At 74.3% G+C, this 13,503-nt stretch carries 11 protein-coding genes; 6 read left to right on the top strand and 5 right to left on the bottom strand.

Annotated features, from left to right (window positions below):
• Nucleotides 1-898 precede the first annotated feature (898 nt).
• From ABZZ17_RS08385 to ABZZ17_RS08370, 4 genes are read left to right on the top strand one after another with little or no spacing between them, the layout of a single operon-like run.
• Nucleotides 899-1,783, top strand: a complete 885-nt coding sequence (locus ABZZ17_RS08385; protein WP_356873368.1) for an NTP transferase domain-containing protein — start codon at nt 899-901, stop codon at nt 1,781-1,783.
• Nucleotides 1,780-3,069 (top strand): molybdopterin molybdotransferase MoeA, encoded by a 1,290-nt coding sequence (locus ABZZ17_RS08380; protein ID WP_356873366.1) that lies wholly within the window; start codon nt 1,780-1,782, stop codon nt 3,067-3,069. The genes ABZZ17_RS08385 and ABZZ17_RS08380 overlap by 4 nt, the downstream gene beginning before the upstream one ends.
• The gene (locus ABZZ17_RS08375; RefSeq protein WP_356873364.1) at nt 3,057-4,154 is read left to right on the top strand and encodes a potassium channel family protein; all 1,098 of its coding nucleotides are present in this window, start codon (nt 3,057-3,059) and stop codon (nt 4,152-4,154) included. Before ABZZ17_RS08380 ends, ABZZ17_RS08375 begins: the two co-directional genes overlap by 13 nt.
• Nucleotides 4,155-4,211: 57 nt before the next feature.
• On the top strand, nt 4,212-5,189 hold the full coding sequence (locus ABZZ17_RS08370) for an NAD(P)H-quinone oxidoreductase (RefSeq protein ID WP_356873362.1): 978 nt from the start codon (nt 4,212-4,214) through the stop codon (nt 5,187-5,189).
• Nucleotides 5,190-5,280: 91 nt separating this feature from the next.
• Here ABZZ17_RS08370 and ABZZ17_RS08365 read toward each other — a convergent pair whose 3' ends face one another.
• The 3 genes from ABZZ17_RS08365 to pdhA are packed head-to-tail and all read right to left on the bottom strand — an operon-like array spanning nt 5,281 to nt 8,773.
• Nucleotides 5,281-6,633 (bottom strand): dihydrolipoamide acetyltransferase family protein, encoded by a 1,353-nt coding sequence (locus ABZZ17_RS08365; RefSeq protein ID WP_356873360.1) that lies wholly within the window; start codon nt 6,631-6,633, stop codon nt 5,281-5,283.
• Entirely contained in the window at nt 6,633-7,601 is a 969-nt protein-coding gene (locus ABZZ17_RS08360; protein WP_356873583.1) for an alpha-ketoacid dehydrogenase subunit beta, read from the bottom strand. The genes ABZZ17_RS08365 and ABZZ17_RS08360 overlap by 1 nt, the downstream gene beginning before the upstream one ends.
• A 35-nt stretch (nt 7,602-7,636) precedes the next feature.
• The gene (gene pdhA, locus ABZZ17_RS08355; protein WP_356873358.1) at nt 7,637-8,773 is read right to left on the bottom strand and encodes a pyruvate dehydrogenase (acetyl-transferring) E1 component subunit alpha; all 1,137 of its coding nucleotides are present in this window, start codon (nt 8,771-8,773) and stop codon (nt 7,637-7,639) included.
• Between the two features lie 178 nt (nt 8,774-8,951).
• Between pdhA and ABZZ17_RS08350 the strand changes: the two genes are divergently transcribed.
• Nucleotides 8,952-9,506, top strand: a complete 555-nt coding sequence (locus ABZZ17_RS08350; protein WP_356873356.1) for an Lrp/AsnC family transcriptional regulator — start codon at nt 8,952-8,954, stop codon at nt 9,504-9,506.
• Between the two features lie 77 nt (nt 9,507-9,583).
• Here ABZZ17_RS08350 and ABZZ17_RS08345 read toward each other — a convergent pair whose 3' ends face one another.
• Together ABZZ17_RS08345 and ABZZ17_RS08340 are read right to left on the bottom strand one after the other, a co-directional pair.
• Entirely contained in the window at nt 9,584-10,174 is a 591-nt protein-coding gene (locus ABZZ17_RS08345) for a TetR/AcrR family transcriptional regulator (protein ID WP_356873354.1), read from the bottom strand.
• Entirely contained in the window at nt 10,171-11,691 is a 1,521-nt protein-coding gene (locus ABZZ17_RS08340) for a 3-hydroxyacyl-CoA dehydrogenase (RefSeq protein WP_356873352.1), read from the bottom strand. Before ABZZ17_RS08340 ends, ABZZ17_RS08345 begins: the two co-directional genes overlap by 4 nt.
• A 124-nt stretch (nt 11,692-11,815) precedes the next feature.
• Between ABZZ17_RS08340 and paaN the strand changes: the two genes are divergently transcribed.
• A complete protein-coding gene (paaN, locus tag ABZZ17_RS08335; RefSeq protein WP_356873350.1) occupies nt 11,816-13,498 on the top strand; it encodes a phenylacetic acid degradation protein PaaN in 1,683 nt (560 codons plus the stop codon).
• The last annotated feature ends 5 nt before the right edge of the window (nt 13,499-13,503 follow it).

Here is a 13,503-nt window from a genome sequence, read left to right as displayed (position 1 = left end):
AGGCGCGGGGCTCGGGCGGCGCCCGACCCCACCAGCCCCGCCGCGTCCGAAGCATGAGCCCGGGCGCAGCCCGGCACCTTGAGGCGCGCGGCTCGAACCGCACCCGGCCCCACCAGCCCCGCCGCCGTGCGCAGCACGGGGTTCGGGCAGCGCCCGAACCCGGTGCCCCGCCACCGTGCGCAACACGGGGTTGGGGCAGCGCCCGAACCCGGTGCCCGGCCGCCGTGCGCAGCACGGGCCGGGCCGCACACAGCCGCTCCAGCCCACCGGCGCTTGCAGAGCAAGCCGCACAACACCCGGCCCGCCACCCCTCTCCGGAGTCTGAGACGCGTGCCCGGGTCGTACCCCCAACCCACCCCGCCGCCCCCCGGCAGGGCGGGGCCGCCCCAAGCGCCCCGAGCCCGGCCCGGCCCTCGCCGCCCTTGGGGCGCGGGGCTCGGGCACGGCCCCCACCGCCCCCTGAGGCGCGGGACTCGAATCGCACCCGGACCACCAGCCCCGTCGCCGTGCGCAGCACGGGGCTCGGGCGGCGCCCGAACCATCCGCCCCGCCGCCGTGCGCAGCACGAGCCGCCCGGCATACAGCCGCCCCAGCCCACCGGCGCTTGCGAAGCGAGCCGCGCAACACCCCGCACACCACCCCTCTCCGGAGTCTGAGACGCGTGCCCGGGTCGTACCCCCAACCCACCCCGCCGCCCCTTGGGGCGCGGGACCGGGCGCGGAGCGGCACCGCCGGCCCCGTCGGCGTTTGAGGCGCGGGGCCGGGCAGGGTTCGGGGAACGGGGGGAGGGTGGGGCGGGGGGCTCCGCGCGGCGGTCTACCGGGCCCCGTACCCGGCAGGGTAAGGGCGTCGTAAGGGGGAGCCGACGGCCCCCACATGGGCCCCGCATACTCGGGACATGAGCTACGACGCGATCGTCCTGGCCGGCGGCGCCGCCCGGCGCCTCGGCGGGGCCGACAAGCCCGCCCTGCGGGTCGGCGGCCGCGCCCTGCTGGACCGGGTCCTCGACGCGTGCGTCGACGCCGGGACCACCGTCGTGGTCGGCGGCCGCCGGGCAACGGCCCGCCCGGTGCGCTGGGTCCGCGAGGACCCGCCCGGCGGCGGCCCCCTGGCCGCGCTGGACGCCGGGCTGCGGGCGACGACGGCCCCGCTGGTCCTCGTACTCTCCGCCGATCTGCCCTTCCTGGACCGGGACACCGTCCGCGCACTCCTCGCCGCCGACGGGCGGGACCGGCCGGACCGGCCGGACGGGGCCCTCCTGCGGGACCCCGACGGCCGGGACCAGCCCCTGGTCGCCGCCTACCGCGCCGAGCCCCTGCGCCGCGAGATCGCCCTCCTGGCCACCGAACACGGCACCCTGCACGGCCTCCCCCTGCGCGCCCTGACCGCCGAGCTCGACCTCACCCCCGTCACCGCCGCCGCGCCGCTCGCCTCGTTCGACTGCGACACCTGGGAGGACCTGGCGGCGGCCCGGGCCCGGATCAGGGAGCATGGGACCGTGCTGGAGCAATGGATCAACGCCGCCAAGAACGAGCTCGGCATCGACGTCGACGTCGACGTCTCCGCCCTGCTCGACCTCGCCCGTGACGCCGCCCACGGCGTCGCCCGGCCCGCGGCTCCGCTGACGACCTTCCTCATCGGCTACGCGGCCGCCCGCGCCGAGGCCGAGGGCGCCGACCCCGCCCGGGCCGTCACCGAGGCCTGCCGCAAGACCGCCGCCCTGGCCCTGCACTGGGGCGACGAAGCACAGCCCGCCGATCCCGAGGAGAGCGGCTCCGGATGACCCGTACCGACGCCGACGGCGCCCTGGACGAGGCCCTCGCCCTGGTCAGCCGCGATGCCCGCGCCCACACCGCCGGAGGCCACCGCGCCGCGCCCTGGCCCGCTGCCCGGGAGGCGGCCGTCAGGGCCGGCTCCGGCGTACGCGGCCGCACCCACCGGGTACCGCTCGCGGACGCCCACGGCGAGGTGCTGGAGGCCCCCCTGGAGGCCCTCAGCGACCTGCCCTCCTTCGACACCTCCGCCATGGACGGCTGGGCCGTCGCCGGCCCCGGCCCCTGGCACGTCCGCAGCGGCGGGATCCTCGCCGGTACCGAGCCGCCCCCGCCCCTCGCCGACGGCGAGGCCGTACGGATCGCCACCGGCGCCCGGGTCCCCGCCGACACCAGCGCCGTGATCCGCAGCGAGCACGCCCGCGAGGCCGGCACCCAGCTGTACCCGCAGCGGACCGTGAGCACCGGCCAGGACATCCGCCCCCGCGGCCAGGAGTGCCGCTCCGGGGACCTGCTGCTGCCCGTCGGCTCCCTCGTCACCCCGGCCGTGCTCGGCCTCGCCGCGGCCGCCGGGTACGACGAGCTGGTCACCCGGCCCCGGCCCCGCGTGGAGGTCCTGGTCCTCGGCGACGAGTTGCTGACCGGGGGCCGCCCCCACGACGGCCTCATCCGTGACGCCCTCGGCCCCATGCTCGGCCCCTGGCTGACCCGGCTCGGCGCGGAGGTCACCGGCACGCGCCGGCTCGGCGACGACCCGGCCGGGGCCGAGGCCCTGCTCAAGGCCGTCACCGGCTCCACCGCCGACCTGCTGATCACCACCGGCGGCACCGCCTCCGGCCCCGTCGACCACGTGCACCCCGTGCTGGCCCGGGCCGGCGCCGAGCTGCTCGTGGACGGGGTCGCCGTGCGCCCCGGGCACCCGATGCTGCTGGCCCGCATCGGCGACCGGACGGACGGGCGGCACCTCGTCGGCCTGCCCGGCAATCCGCTGGCCGCGGTCTCGGCGCTGCTGACCCTCGCCGAGCCCCTGCTGCGCGCCCTCGCGGGCCGGCGGCAGCGGCCGCGCTACACGGTGCCGGTGCAGGGCGACGTGCCCGGCCACCCGTACGACACCCGGCTCGTCCCGGTGCTGCTGACCGACGAACACGCCGTACCGCTGCGGTACAACGGCCCTGCGATGCTGCGCGGCGTGGCCGCCGCCGACGCGCTGGCCGTCGTACCGCCGCACGGCGCACGATCCGGGCAGGACCTCGAAGTCCTCGACCTGCCCTGGGCTTCGGGGGGATGTTTCACGTGAAACTTCACGGCCAGGACGCCATGGCGCGCGGCGCGGACGAGAAACTCGTCTCGCGCCGCATCAAACTGCCCAGACGCATCGTCGAAAAGCCGCTGCGGCAGGTCGGCCTGCGCCTGTTGATGGCCCTGTTCGTGCTGTTCCTGACGGTCCTGATCGTCTGGCTCGACCGCGCGGGGTACCACGACAACGCGAACGATCAGGTCGATCTACTCGACTGCTTCTACTACGCGACCGTGACCCTGTCCACGACGGGCTACGGCGACATCGTCCCGTACAGCGACAGCGCGCGGCTGGTGAACATCCTGCTGATCACGCCGCTGCGCGTGCTGTTCCTGATCATCCTGGTCGGCACCACCCTGGAAGTGCTCACCGAACGCACCAGGGAAGAATGGCGGCTGAGCCGCTGGAGGAAGAACTTGCGCGAGCACACGGTCGTCGTCGGCTTCGGCACGAAGGGCCGCTCGGCGCTGCAGACCTTGCTGGCCACGGGCCTGAGCAGGGAACAGGTCGTCATCGTCGACCCCAGCTCCAAGGTCATCGACATCGCCAACGCGGAAGGGTTCACGGGCGTGGTCGGCGACGCCACCCGCTCCGACGTCCTGCTCCGCGCGGAGCTCCAGAAGGCCCGTCAGATCGTCATCGCCACACAGCGGGACGACACGGCGGTGCTGGTGACGCTGACGGCACGCCAGCTCAACCGGGGCGCGAAGATCGTCGCGGCGGTCCGCGAGGAGGAGAACGCGCCGCTGCTGAAGCAGTCCGGCGCGGACGCGGTCATCACCAGCGCGAGCGCGGCCGGCCGCCTGCTCGGCCTGTCGGTGCTCAGCCCCAGCGCGGGCACCGTGATGGAGGACCTCATCCAGCAGGGCAGCGGCCTCGACCTGATCGAACGGCCCGTCAACAAGGCGGAGGTCGGCCGGAGCGTGCGGGAGACCGACGACCTGGTGGTGAGCGTGCTGCGCGGGCACCGGCTCCTCCCGTACGACGACCCGCACGCCAGCCCGCTCCAGCTGACGGACCGTGTGATCACCATCGTCCGCGCCCGGCCCCCGGTGGCACACGTGCCGCTCGGCCCGGCGGAGTAGCAGCGCCGCCGGGTCGCGTACTGGGCCGCACGGGCGGGTTCGCGTAGCCTCCGGGCCATGCATGCGATCACCATCGAGCAGCCCGGCGGCCCCGAGGCCCTCGTCTGGGCCGAGGTACCCGATCCGGTGGCGGGCGAGGGGGAGGTGCTCGTCGAGGTCGCGGCGAGCGCCGTGAACCGCGCCGACGTCCTTCAGCGGCAGGGGTTCTACGATCCTCCGCCCGGCGCCTCGCGCCACCCCGGCCTGGAGTGTTCCGGACGCATCACCGAGGTCGGTCCGGGGGTGTCCGGCTGGTCGGTGGGCGACGAGGTGTGCGCGCTGCTGGCCGGAGGCGGGTACGCGGAGCGGGTCGCCGTACCGGCGGGGCAGTTGCTGCCGGTGCCGCGGGGCGTGGACCTGGTGACGGCGGCCGCGCTGCCGGAGGTCGTCGCGACGGTGTGGTCCAACGTGTTCATGGTCGCCGGGCTGCGGCCCGGCGAGACCCTGCTCGTGCACGGCGGCTCCAGCGGGATCGGCACGATGGCCATCCAGCTCGGCAAGGCGGTCGGCGCGCGGGTGGCGGTCACGGCGGGCGGCAAGGACAAGCTGGCGCGCTGCGCCGAGCTCGGCGCGGACGTCCTGATCGACTACCGCGAGCAGGACTTCGTGGAGGAGCTGCGGTCCGCGACGGGCGGGGCCGGGGCGGACGTGATCCTGGACATCGTGGGCGCGAAGTACCTGGCGCGGAACCTGGACGCGCTCGCGGTCAACGGCCGGCTCGCCGTGATCGGGATGCAGGGCGGGGTGAAGGCCGAGCTGAACCTGGGCGTCCTGCTGGCCAAGCGCGCGGCGATCACCGCGACCTCGCTGCGGGCCCGGCCGCTGGAGGAGAAGGCGGCGATCATCGCCGCCGTACGGGAGCACGTGTGGCCGCTGGTCGCGGCCGGCCGCGTGCGCCCGGTGGTGCACGCGACGTACCCGATGGCCGAGGCCGCGGAGGCGCACCGGGTACTGGAGTCCAGCGCCCACGTGGGCAAGCTGCTGCTGCAGGTCTAGTGCCGTGCCCCGGCGGCACCCACCGCGCCCGGAGGGGTGGTGCCGTCCGGGCGGGGTGGGGGTCCCGCCCGGACGGGCTCTGTGGGCTGCTCTACAGGCTGCGGAGCAGCACCGACGGGGATTCCACGCAGTCGGCGACGTAGCGCAGGAAGCCGCCCGCCGTACCGCCGTCGCACACCCGGTGGTCGAAGGTCAGCGACAGCTGGACGACCTTGCGGACGGCCAGCTCCCCCTGGTGGACCCACGGCTTGGGGATGATCCGGCCCACGCCGAGCATGGCCGCCTCGGGGTGGTTGATGATCGGCGTGGAGCCGTCGACGCCGAACACCCCGTAGTTGTTCAGGGTGAACGTCCCGCCCGTGAGGTCCGACGGGGCCAGCTTCCCGGCCCGGGCGAGCTCGGTCAGCCGGGCGAACTCGGCCGACAGGGACTCGGGACTGCGGTGCTGCGCGTCCCGGACCACGGGGACCATCAGTCCGCGTTCGGTCTGCGCGGCGAAGCCGAGGTGCACGGCGGGGAGCCGGACGATCTCGTTCGCCGCGAGGTCGACGGTGGAGTTGAGCTCCGGGTAGCGGGCGAGGGCGGCCGTGCAGATCCGGGCGAGCAGTGCGAGCACCGAGATCTTCGGACCGTCGACGGCGTTCATGGCGGCGCGGGCGGCCATCAGTTCCGTCGCGTCGGCGTCGACCCAGCAGGTGGCCTCGGGGATCTCGCGCCGGCTGCGCGAGAGCTTCTCGGCCACGGCCCCGCGCAGCCCCTTGAGCGGGATCCGCTCGCCCTGGACGGCGGGCCGGGAGGCCACGGCGGGTGCGGCGGCCGGCGCGGCCTGAGCGGCGACGGGGGCGTCGGGGGCCGTCCGCAGGGCGGCCTCGACGTCGGCCCGCAGGATCAGGCCCTCGGGTCCGGAGCCGCGCAGCGCCCGCAGGTCCACCCCGTTGTCCCGGGCCAGCTTGCGCACGATCGGGGAGATCACCGCCACCGGCCCGAGTGCCACGGGGGCCGCCGGGGCCACGGCCACGGGAGCAGCAGCGGGGGCGGCCTGCACGGCAGAGGCAGAGGCAGAGGCGGCGGCAGAGGCGGCGGCAGCCGGACGCACCCGGCGGCGGCGCGCCGGCCGGGAGTGGTCCGTGCCGTAGCCGACCAGGACGTTGCCCGAACCGGACGCCGCCTCCGACGGCTCCGGCTCCGACGTCGTCCCCGAGCCCACCGCGACGGTGATCAGCGGAGCCCCGACCGGGAGCTCGGTGCCCTCCTCGCCGAAGCGGGCGGTGACCACGCCCCCGTACGGGCAGGGGACCTCCACCATCGCCTTGGCGGTCTCGACCTCGACGACCGGCTGGTCGATCTCGACCACGTCGCCCACGGCCACCAGCCAGCGCACGATCTCCGCCTCGGTCAGCCCCTCCCCGAGGTCGGGCAGCTTGAACTCCAGTACCTGCGGCATCAGTTCTCCCACTGCAGGCGGGCCACGGTGTCCAGGATCCGGTCCACGCCGGGCAGGTGGTGCTTCTCCAGCATCGGCGGCGGATACGGGATGTCGAAGCCCGTCACCCGCAGCACGGGCGCCTCCAGGTGGTGGAAGCACCGCTCCGTCACGCGGGCGGCGATCTCCGCGCCCGGCCCGCCGAAGCCGCCGGCCTCGTGGACCACCACGGCGCGCCCGGTGCGGCGTACGGAGGCGACGACCGTCTCCTCGTCGAACGGGACCAGCGACCGCAGGTCCACGACCTCCAGGTCCCAGCCCTCCTCGCGGGCCGCCTCGGCCGCCTCCAGGCAGACCGGCAGCGAGGGCCCGTAGGTGATCAGCGTGGCGCTCGTGCCCGCCCTGCGGACCAGTGCCTTCCCGATCCCCGGCACCTCGGCCGGCGCGTCCGGCGACCACTGCGCCTTCGACCAGTACAGCCGCTTCGGCTCCAGGAAGACCACCGGGTCGTCGCTCGCGATCGACGCGCGCAGCAGTCCGTACGCGTCCTCGACCGTCGCCGGGGTGACGACCGTCAGCCCGGGCGTGGCCACGTAGTACGCCTCGGAGGAGTCGCAGTGGTGCTCGACGCCCCCGATGCCGCCGCCGTACGGGACACGGATGGTGATCGGCAGGGGCATGGCGCCCCGCGTGCGGTTGCGCATCTTCGCCACGTGCGAGATGAGCTGTTCGAAGGCCGGGTACGCGAACGCATCGAACTGCATCTCCACGACCGGCCGCAGCCCGTACATGGCCATGCCGACCGCGGTGCCGAGGATGCCGGCCTCCGCGAGCGGGGTGTCCGTCACGCGGTCCTCGCCGAACTCCTTCACGAGGCCGTCCGTGATCCGGAAGACCCCGCCGAGCGCCCCGACGTCCTCGCCCATGACGTGGACGGTCGGGTCTTCGGCCATCGCGTCGCGCATGGCCCGGGTGAGGGCCTGCGCCATCGTCGCGGGCTTCACCGCCTGCTGTGCCACCGTGCTCACGCCTCGTCCTCGGCTTCCAGTTCGGCGCGCAGCAGCTCGGCCTGCTCGCGCAGCCGTCCGGTCTGCTCCGCGTACACGTGCGCGAACAGGTCCATGGGGTCCAGGACCGGCTCGGCGTTCATCCGCTCGCGCAGGTTCGCGGCCATCGCCTCGGCCGCGTCGCGGGCCTCCCGGATGCCGGCCTCGTCGAGGATCCCGCGGGCGGTGAGCTCGCGCTCCAGCAGTTCCACCGGGTCGTGGGCCTTCCAGGCCTCCACCTCGGCGTCGGTGCGGTAGCGGGTCGCGTCGTCGGCGTTCGTGTGGGCCTCCATCCGGTACGTGACGGCCTCGATGAGGGTCGGTCCGCCGCCGCTCCGGGCACGCTGGACGGCCTCGGTGAGGACCTCGTGCATCGCGGCGACGTCGTTCCCGTCGACCAGCCGGCCGGGCATGCCGTAGCCGACGGCCTTGTGGGCCAGCGTCGGGGCCGCGGTCTGCTTGGCGAGGGGGACGGAGATGGCGAAGCCGTTGTTCTGGACCAGGAAGACCACCGGCGCCTGCCAGACGGCGGCGAAGTTCAGCGCCTCGTGGAAGTCGCCCTCGCTGGTTCCGCCGTCCCCGACCATGGCCAGGGCGACGACCTCGTCCCCGCGCAGGCGGGCGGCGTGCGCCACGCCCACGGCGTGCGGGAGCTGGGTGGCGAGGGGGGTGCACAGCGGGGCTATCCGGTACTCGCGCGGGTCGTACCCGGTGTGCCAGTCGCCCCGCAGCAGCGTGAGGGCCTGTACGGGGTCCAGTCCGCGCGCCACGGCCGCCAGGGTGTCCCGGTAGCTCGGGAAGAGCCAGTCCTGCTCCTCCAGGACCAGCGCGGCCGCGATCTCGCAGGCCTCCTGGCCGACGGTGGACGGGTACACGGCGAGACGGCCCTGCCGGGTCAGGGCGGTGGCCTGCGCGTTGTAGCGGCGGCCGCGCACGAGCTCGGCGTAGTACCGGCGCATCAGCGCCGGGTCGAGGCGGTCGGCCGCCTCGGTGCCCAGCACCCGGTACGGCTCGGGGTCCGGAAGCAGCGCGGCTGCGTCCGTACGGGGCCTCCAGGCGGGCGGCGGGGTGGCACGGTGGGACGCACCGGCACCGGGCAGCTCTTGGACCGTCATGGCGGCGTACACCTCCTCGTGGGAAGCGGGCAGGGAGTGCCCCGGATGTGAGGCCCCTCACCAACCGATTGTTCGGTTGTCCGCGCAATTTGGCTACAGGCGACTCCAGGCTGTGGACAAACTGGCGCCGGGGCCGTGGGATGGGTGCAGGACGTCCAGGAGAGGGAGGCATCGGGCAATGCCGGATGAACAAATGGCCGGAGCGGGTTCCGCACCGGCCCCGGCGGGGAACGCCCCGGGCGTCCCTCCGGTCCCTCCCCGCCCGCTGGATCCGATCGACCGGTCGATCATGCGGCTGCTCCAGGCGGACGGCCGGGCGTCGATACGGTCGGTGGCCGAGCAGGTGCACGTGTCGCGGGCCAACGCCTACGCGCGGATCAACCGGCTCATCGACGACGGGGTGATCCGCGGGTTCACGGCCCGGGTCAACCACGAAAGGGCAGGTCAGGGCGCATCCGCCTATATCACCCTGAAGATCGTCCAGAACTCCTGGCGGACGGTGCGCGAACAGTTGCGCGAGCTCCCCGGGGCGGCGCACATCGCACTGGTCAGCGGGGACTTCGACGTCCTGCTGCTCGTCCACACCCCGGACAACCGGACCTTGCGCGAGCTGGTCCTGACCCGCCTCCAGTCCATCCCGGAGGTCCTGTCCACGCGCACCCTGCTGGTCTTCGAGGAGACGGACCTCCTGGACCCGGGCCCGGCGGCCGGCCCGGCGCTCACAGAGGACTGACTCCGGTACGACTGGTACGACCGGGTGAGCGGCGGTTCCCGAGCGGCGGATACCGACCGGCGGTCACGGAGCCGCGGTCAAGGAGCCGCGGTGCGCAGGCCGTCGAAGGCCATGTGGACGACCGCGTCGGCGAGCTGGCCGTGGTCCGCGCCCGGGTGCGGGCGGTACCACTCGACGAGGGAGTTCACCATGCCGAACAGCAGCCGGGTGGCGAGCCGGATGTCCACGTCCGCGCGCAGGTCCCCGTCGGCCGCGGCGGCCTTCAGCAGATCGGCGACCTGGTGGTCGAACTCGCGGCGCCGCTCCAGCGCCCAGCGCTCGGTGCGCGTGTTGCCCCGCACCCGCAGCAGCAGCGTCACGTAAGGCAGTTCGCCGAGCAGCACCTCGACCGTCCGCCGGGTGACGTACTCGACGCGTTCGACCGCCCGGCCGCGTACGGCGCCCGGCTCGTCGAGGACCGCGAACAGCCCGTCCAGGGCGCGGCTGACGGCCCGCAGCAGCAGCTCCTCCTTGCCCGCGACGTGGTGGTAGATGGAGGACTTGGAGATCCCGGCCGCCTTGGAGAGGTGCTCCATCGAGGTGCCGTCGTAGCCGCGCTCGTTGAAGACCTGGACGGCCACGGAGAGCAGGGTCTCCGGTGTGTACGTGTCCCGCCTGGCGGTGGTCATCGGGCGTCCTCCCCGTCGTCTTCCGCACCGGCCGCGTAGCCCAGCTTGAACAGCGCCAGCGAGGGCGCGTAGCGGCCGCCGGGACAGCGTTCGTCGAGGTGGTGCAGCAGGTCGTAGGCCCAGTCCCGGCCGAGCCGGTCGTGCCACGCGGCCGGGCCCAGCGGGTAGTTCACGCCGAGCGTCATCGCGGTGTCGATGTCCTCGGCGGCCGCGACCCCGCGCGCCACGGCGTCGGCGGTCAGGTCGATCAGCATGGCGACGGTCCGGGCGACGATCATGCCGGGGACGTCACCGATGACGGAGACCTTCTTGCCGAGCTTCTGGAAGAGGCCGACGGCCTCGGCCAGGGTCCGCTCGGTGGTGTCCTCGCTCGCCGAGAGCGCGATCCGGGTGGCGCCCCGGTAGTCCAGGGCGAGGTCGAAGTAGGCGACATCGGCGAACTCGACCGAGGTCTTGCCGTCCGCGAGCACCAGCTGGCCCTCGCCGGGCAGCTGGATGTACGGCCCCCCGTGCTCGGTGGCCGTCACCGCGATCCCGGCCTCCTCGATGAGGTCGGCCAGGACCGCGGCCGGTCCGAGGTCGCCGACGACGGTGACCTTGTCCGGGGCCTCCTCGGGACCCGCCGTGTGCGGTTCCGGGACGCGGGCGCCCTCCCCGTACGGGAACCAGCCCTGCCCGGACTTGCGGCCGAGGCGGCCCGACTGGACCAGCCGGCGCTGGGAGAGGGAGGGGGTGAACTTGGGGCTCCGGAAGAAGGACTCCCAGACGGAGCGGGTGACGGCCTCGTTGACGTCCTGGCCGATCAGGTCGGTGAGCTGGAAGGGGCCCATCTTGAAGCCGCCGCTCTCGCGGAGCACGGCGTCGATGGTGGCCGGGTCGGCGCCCTGCTCCTCGTGGACCGCGAAGGCCTCCGCGTAGAAGGGGCGGGCGATGCGGTTGACGATGAACCCGGGGGTGTCGGCGCAGCGGACCGGGGTCTTCCCCCAGCCGAGGACCGTGGCGTGGGCGCGCTCGGCGGCCGCCGGGTCGGTCGCGTGGCCGCTGACCACCTCGACGAGGGGCAGCAGGGGCGCCGGGTTGAAGAAGTGCAGGCCGAGGAAGCGGCCGGGGTGCGCGAGGGCGCCGGCGAGCTCGGTGACGGAGAGGGAGGAGGTGTTCGTGGCCAGCAGCGCGTCCGGCGCGACCACTCCTTCGAGTGCCGCGAAGAGGGTGCGCTTGACGGCGACGTCCTCGACGACGGCCTCGATGACGAGGGCCGCTCCGGCGAGGTCGGCGAGACCCGCCGCCGCGCCGATCCGGCCGATGGCGTCCTCGGCCTCGACGCGGTCCAGGCGGCCCTTGGCGGCCATCCGCTCGACGCGGTCGCGCACGAGGCCGGCTCCGGCTTCGGCGAAGGCGGGGTCGATGTCGTGGATCAGCACGCGGTGACCTGCGAGGACGGCCACCTGGGCGATGCCCTGCCCCATGGTGCCCGCGCCGACGACCGCCACAGTGCGGGACCGCTCGATTGCTGTCATGTCCTGATCCTCCCGCACCGACTTATCCACAGGCCTGCCGGGCCCTCTTGTCCCGACCGATCGTTCGGTTACTCTAACTCCAGTCTGCTCTCCTTCGCCCGGCTCAACGAGGAGTTGGTCCCTGATGGCCGCCGAGCTCACCGTCCCCCAGCTGTCCGCCAAGCACCGGCCCACCCTGGACCAGGCCCTGTCGGCGATCCGCAGCCGCGCCTACTGGTCCCCGCATCCCGAGCACCCCAAGGCCTACGGGGAGACCGCCCCGGCCGACGGCCTCGCCGCCTTCGAGGCCGTCCGCGGCTCCCGCTTCGACCTCGGCCAGCCCGGCACCGACGGCTGGACGGGCGGCGAGGTGTCCCCGTACGGCCCCGAGCTGGGCGTCGAGTACCCGCACGCCGACCCCGACGTGCTGCTGCCCGCGATGCGGGCCGGCATGGGCGCCTGGCGGGACGCGGGCCCCGAGGTCCGCGCGCTCGTCTGTATCGAGATCCTGGCCCGGATCGGCGCGCGGACGCACGAGTTCGCGCACGCGGTCATGCACACCAGCGGCCAGGCCTTCATGATGGCCTTCCAGGCGGGCGGCCCCCACGCCCAGGACCGCGGCCTGGAGGCCGTGGCCTACGCGTACGAGGAGCAGACCCGGGTCCCCGGCCAGGCCGACTGGTCGAAGCCGCAGGGCAAGCGGGACCCGCTGGAGCTCGGCAAGACCTTCACGGCCGTCCCCCGCGGCGTCTCGCTGATGATCGGCTGCAACACCTTCCCCACCTGGAACGGCTACCCCGGCCTGTTCGCCTCCCTGGCCACCGGCAACCCCGTACTGGTCAAGCCGCACCCGCGGGCCGTCCTGCCGCTGGCCCTCACCGTCAAGGTGGCCCGCGAGGTACTCGCCGAGGCGGGCTTCGACCCGAACCTGGTGGCCCTCGCCGTCGAGCGGCCGGGCGAGGGTATCGCCAAGACCCTCGCGCTGCGCCCCGAGGTCCGGCTCATCGACTACACCGGGTCGACGGAGTTCGGCGACTGGCTGGAGACCAACGCCCGGCAGGCGCAGGTCTACACGGAGAAGGCGGGCGTCAACACGGTCGTCGTCGACTCCACCTCCGACTACAAGGGGATGCTCTCCAACCTGGCGTTCTCCCTGTCCCTGTACAGCGGCCAGATGTGCACCACCCCGCAGAACCTGCTGATCCCGCGCGACGGCATCGAGACGGACGCCGGCCACAAGTCGTACGACGAGGTCGTCGCCGACCTGGCCGCCTCGGTCGGGGGCCTGCTGGGCGACGACGCCCGCGCCAACGCCCTGCTCGGCGCGCTGGTCAACCCGGACGTCAAGGCCCGGCTGGAGGCGGCGGCCGCCCTCGGCGAGGTGGCCCTGGCCTCCCGCGAGGTGGTCAACCCGGAGTTCCCGGACGCGGTCGTGCGCACCCCGGTCATGGTCAAGCTGGACGCCGGCAAGCCGGACCCGGACGCCGCCTACCTCTCCGAGTGCTTCGGCCCGGTGTCCTTCGCGGTGGCGGTGGACTCCACAGCCGACGCGCTGGAGCTGCTGCGCCGTACGGTGCGGGAGAAGGGCGCGATGACCGTGGGCGCGTACACCACGTCCCCGGACACCGAGCGGGCCATCGAGGAGGTCTGCCTGGAGGAGTCGGCGCAGCTCTCGCTGAACCTGACCGGCGGGGTCTACGTCAACCAGACCGCGGCCTTCTCCGACTTCCACGGCTCGGGCGGCAACCCGGCGGCCAACGCCGCGCTGTGCGACGGGGCGTTCGTCGCGAACCGCTTCCGCGTGGTGGAGGTCCGCCGCCAGGCGTAGCCGGC

The sequence above is a fragment of the Streptomyces sp. NPDC006512 genome (assembly GCF_040611935.1).
Classification (GTDB): Bacteria; Actinomycetota; Actinomycetes; order Streptomycetales; family Streptomycetaceae; genus Streptomyces.
The sequence above is the reverse complement of the archived record's forward strand: the minus strand, read 5'-3'. Positions and strand labels throughout refer to the sequence as shown.

What these genes read in the sequence shown, in the direction of transcription:
- ABZZ17_RS08385 (WP_356873368.1), top strand. Translation starts at nt 899, where the DNA reads ATGAGCTACGACGCGATCGTCCTGGCCGGCGGCGCCGCCCGGCGCCTC.
- ABZZ17_RS08380 (WP_356873366.1), top strand. Translation starts at nt 1,780, where the DNA reads ATGACCCGTACCGACGCCGACGGCGCCCTGGACGAGGCCCTCGCCCTG.
- ABZZ17_RS08350 (WP_356873356.1), top strand. Translation starts at nt 8,952, where the DNA reads ATGCCGGATGAACAAATGGCCGGAGCGGGTTCCGCACCGGCCCCGGCG.
- ABZZ17_RS08365 (WP_356873360.1), bottom strand. Translation starts at nt 6,633, where the DNA reads ATGCCGCAGGTACTGGAGTTCAAGCTGCCCGACCTCGGGGAGGGGCTG.
- ABZZ17_RS08340 (WP_356873352.1), bottom strand. Translation starts at nt 11,691, where the DNA reads ATGACAGCAATCGAGCGGTCCCGCACTGTGGCGGTCGTCGGCGCGGGC.
- ABZZ17_RS08375 (WP_356873364.1), top strand. Translation starts at nt 3,057, where the DNA reads ATGTTTCACGTGAAACTTCACGGCCAGGACGCCATGGCGCGCGGCGCG.
- pdhA (WP_356873358.1), bottom strand. Translation starts at nt 8,773, where the DNA reads ATGACGGTCCAAGAGCTGCCCGGTGCCGGTGCGTCCCACCGTGCCACC.
- ABZZ17_RS08360 (WP_356873583.1), bottom strand. Translation starts at nt 7,601, where the DNA reads ATGGCGCAGGCCCTCACCCGGGCCATGCGCGACGCGATGGCCGAAGAC.
- paaN (WP_356873350.1), top strand. Translation starts at nt 11,816, where the DNA reads ATGGCCGCCGAGCTCACCGTCCCCCAGCTGTCCGCCAAGCACCGGCCC.
- ABZZ17_RS08345 (WP_356873354.1), bottom strand. Translation starts at nt 10,174, where the DNA reads ATGACCACCGCCAGGCGGGACACGTACACACCGGAGACCCTGCTCTCC.
- ABZZ17_RS08370 (WP_356873362.1), top strand. Translation starts at nt 4,212, where the DNA reads ATGCATGCGATCACCATCGAGCAGCCCGGCGGCCCCGAGGCCCTCGTC.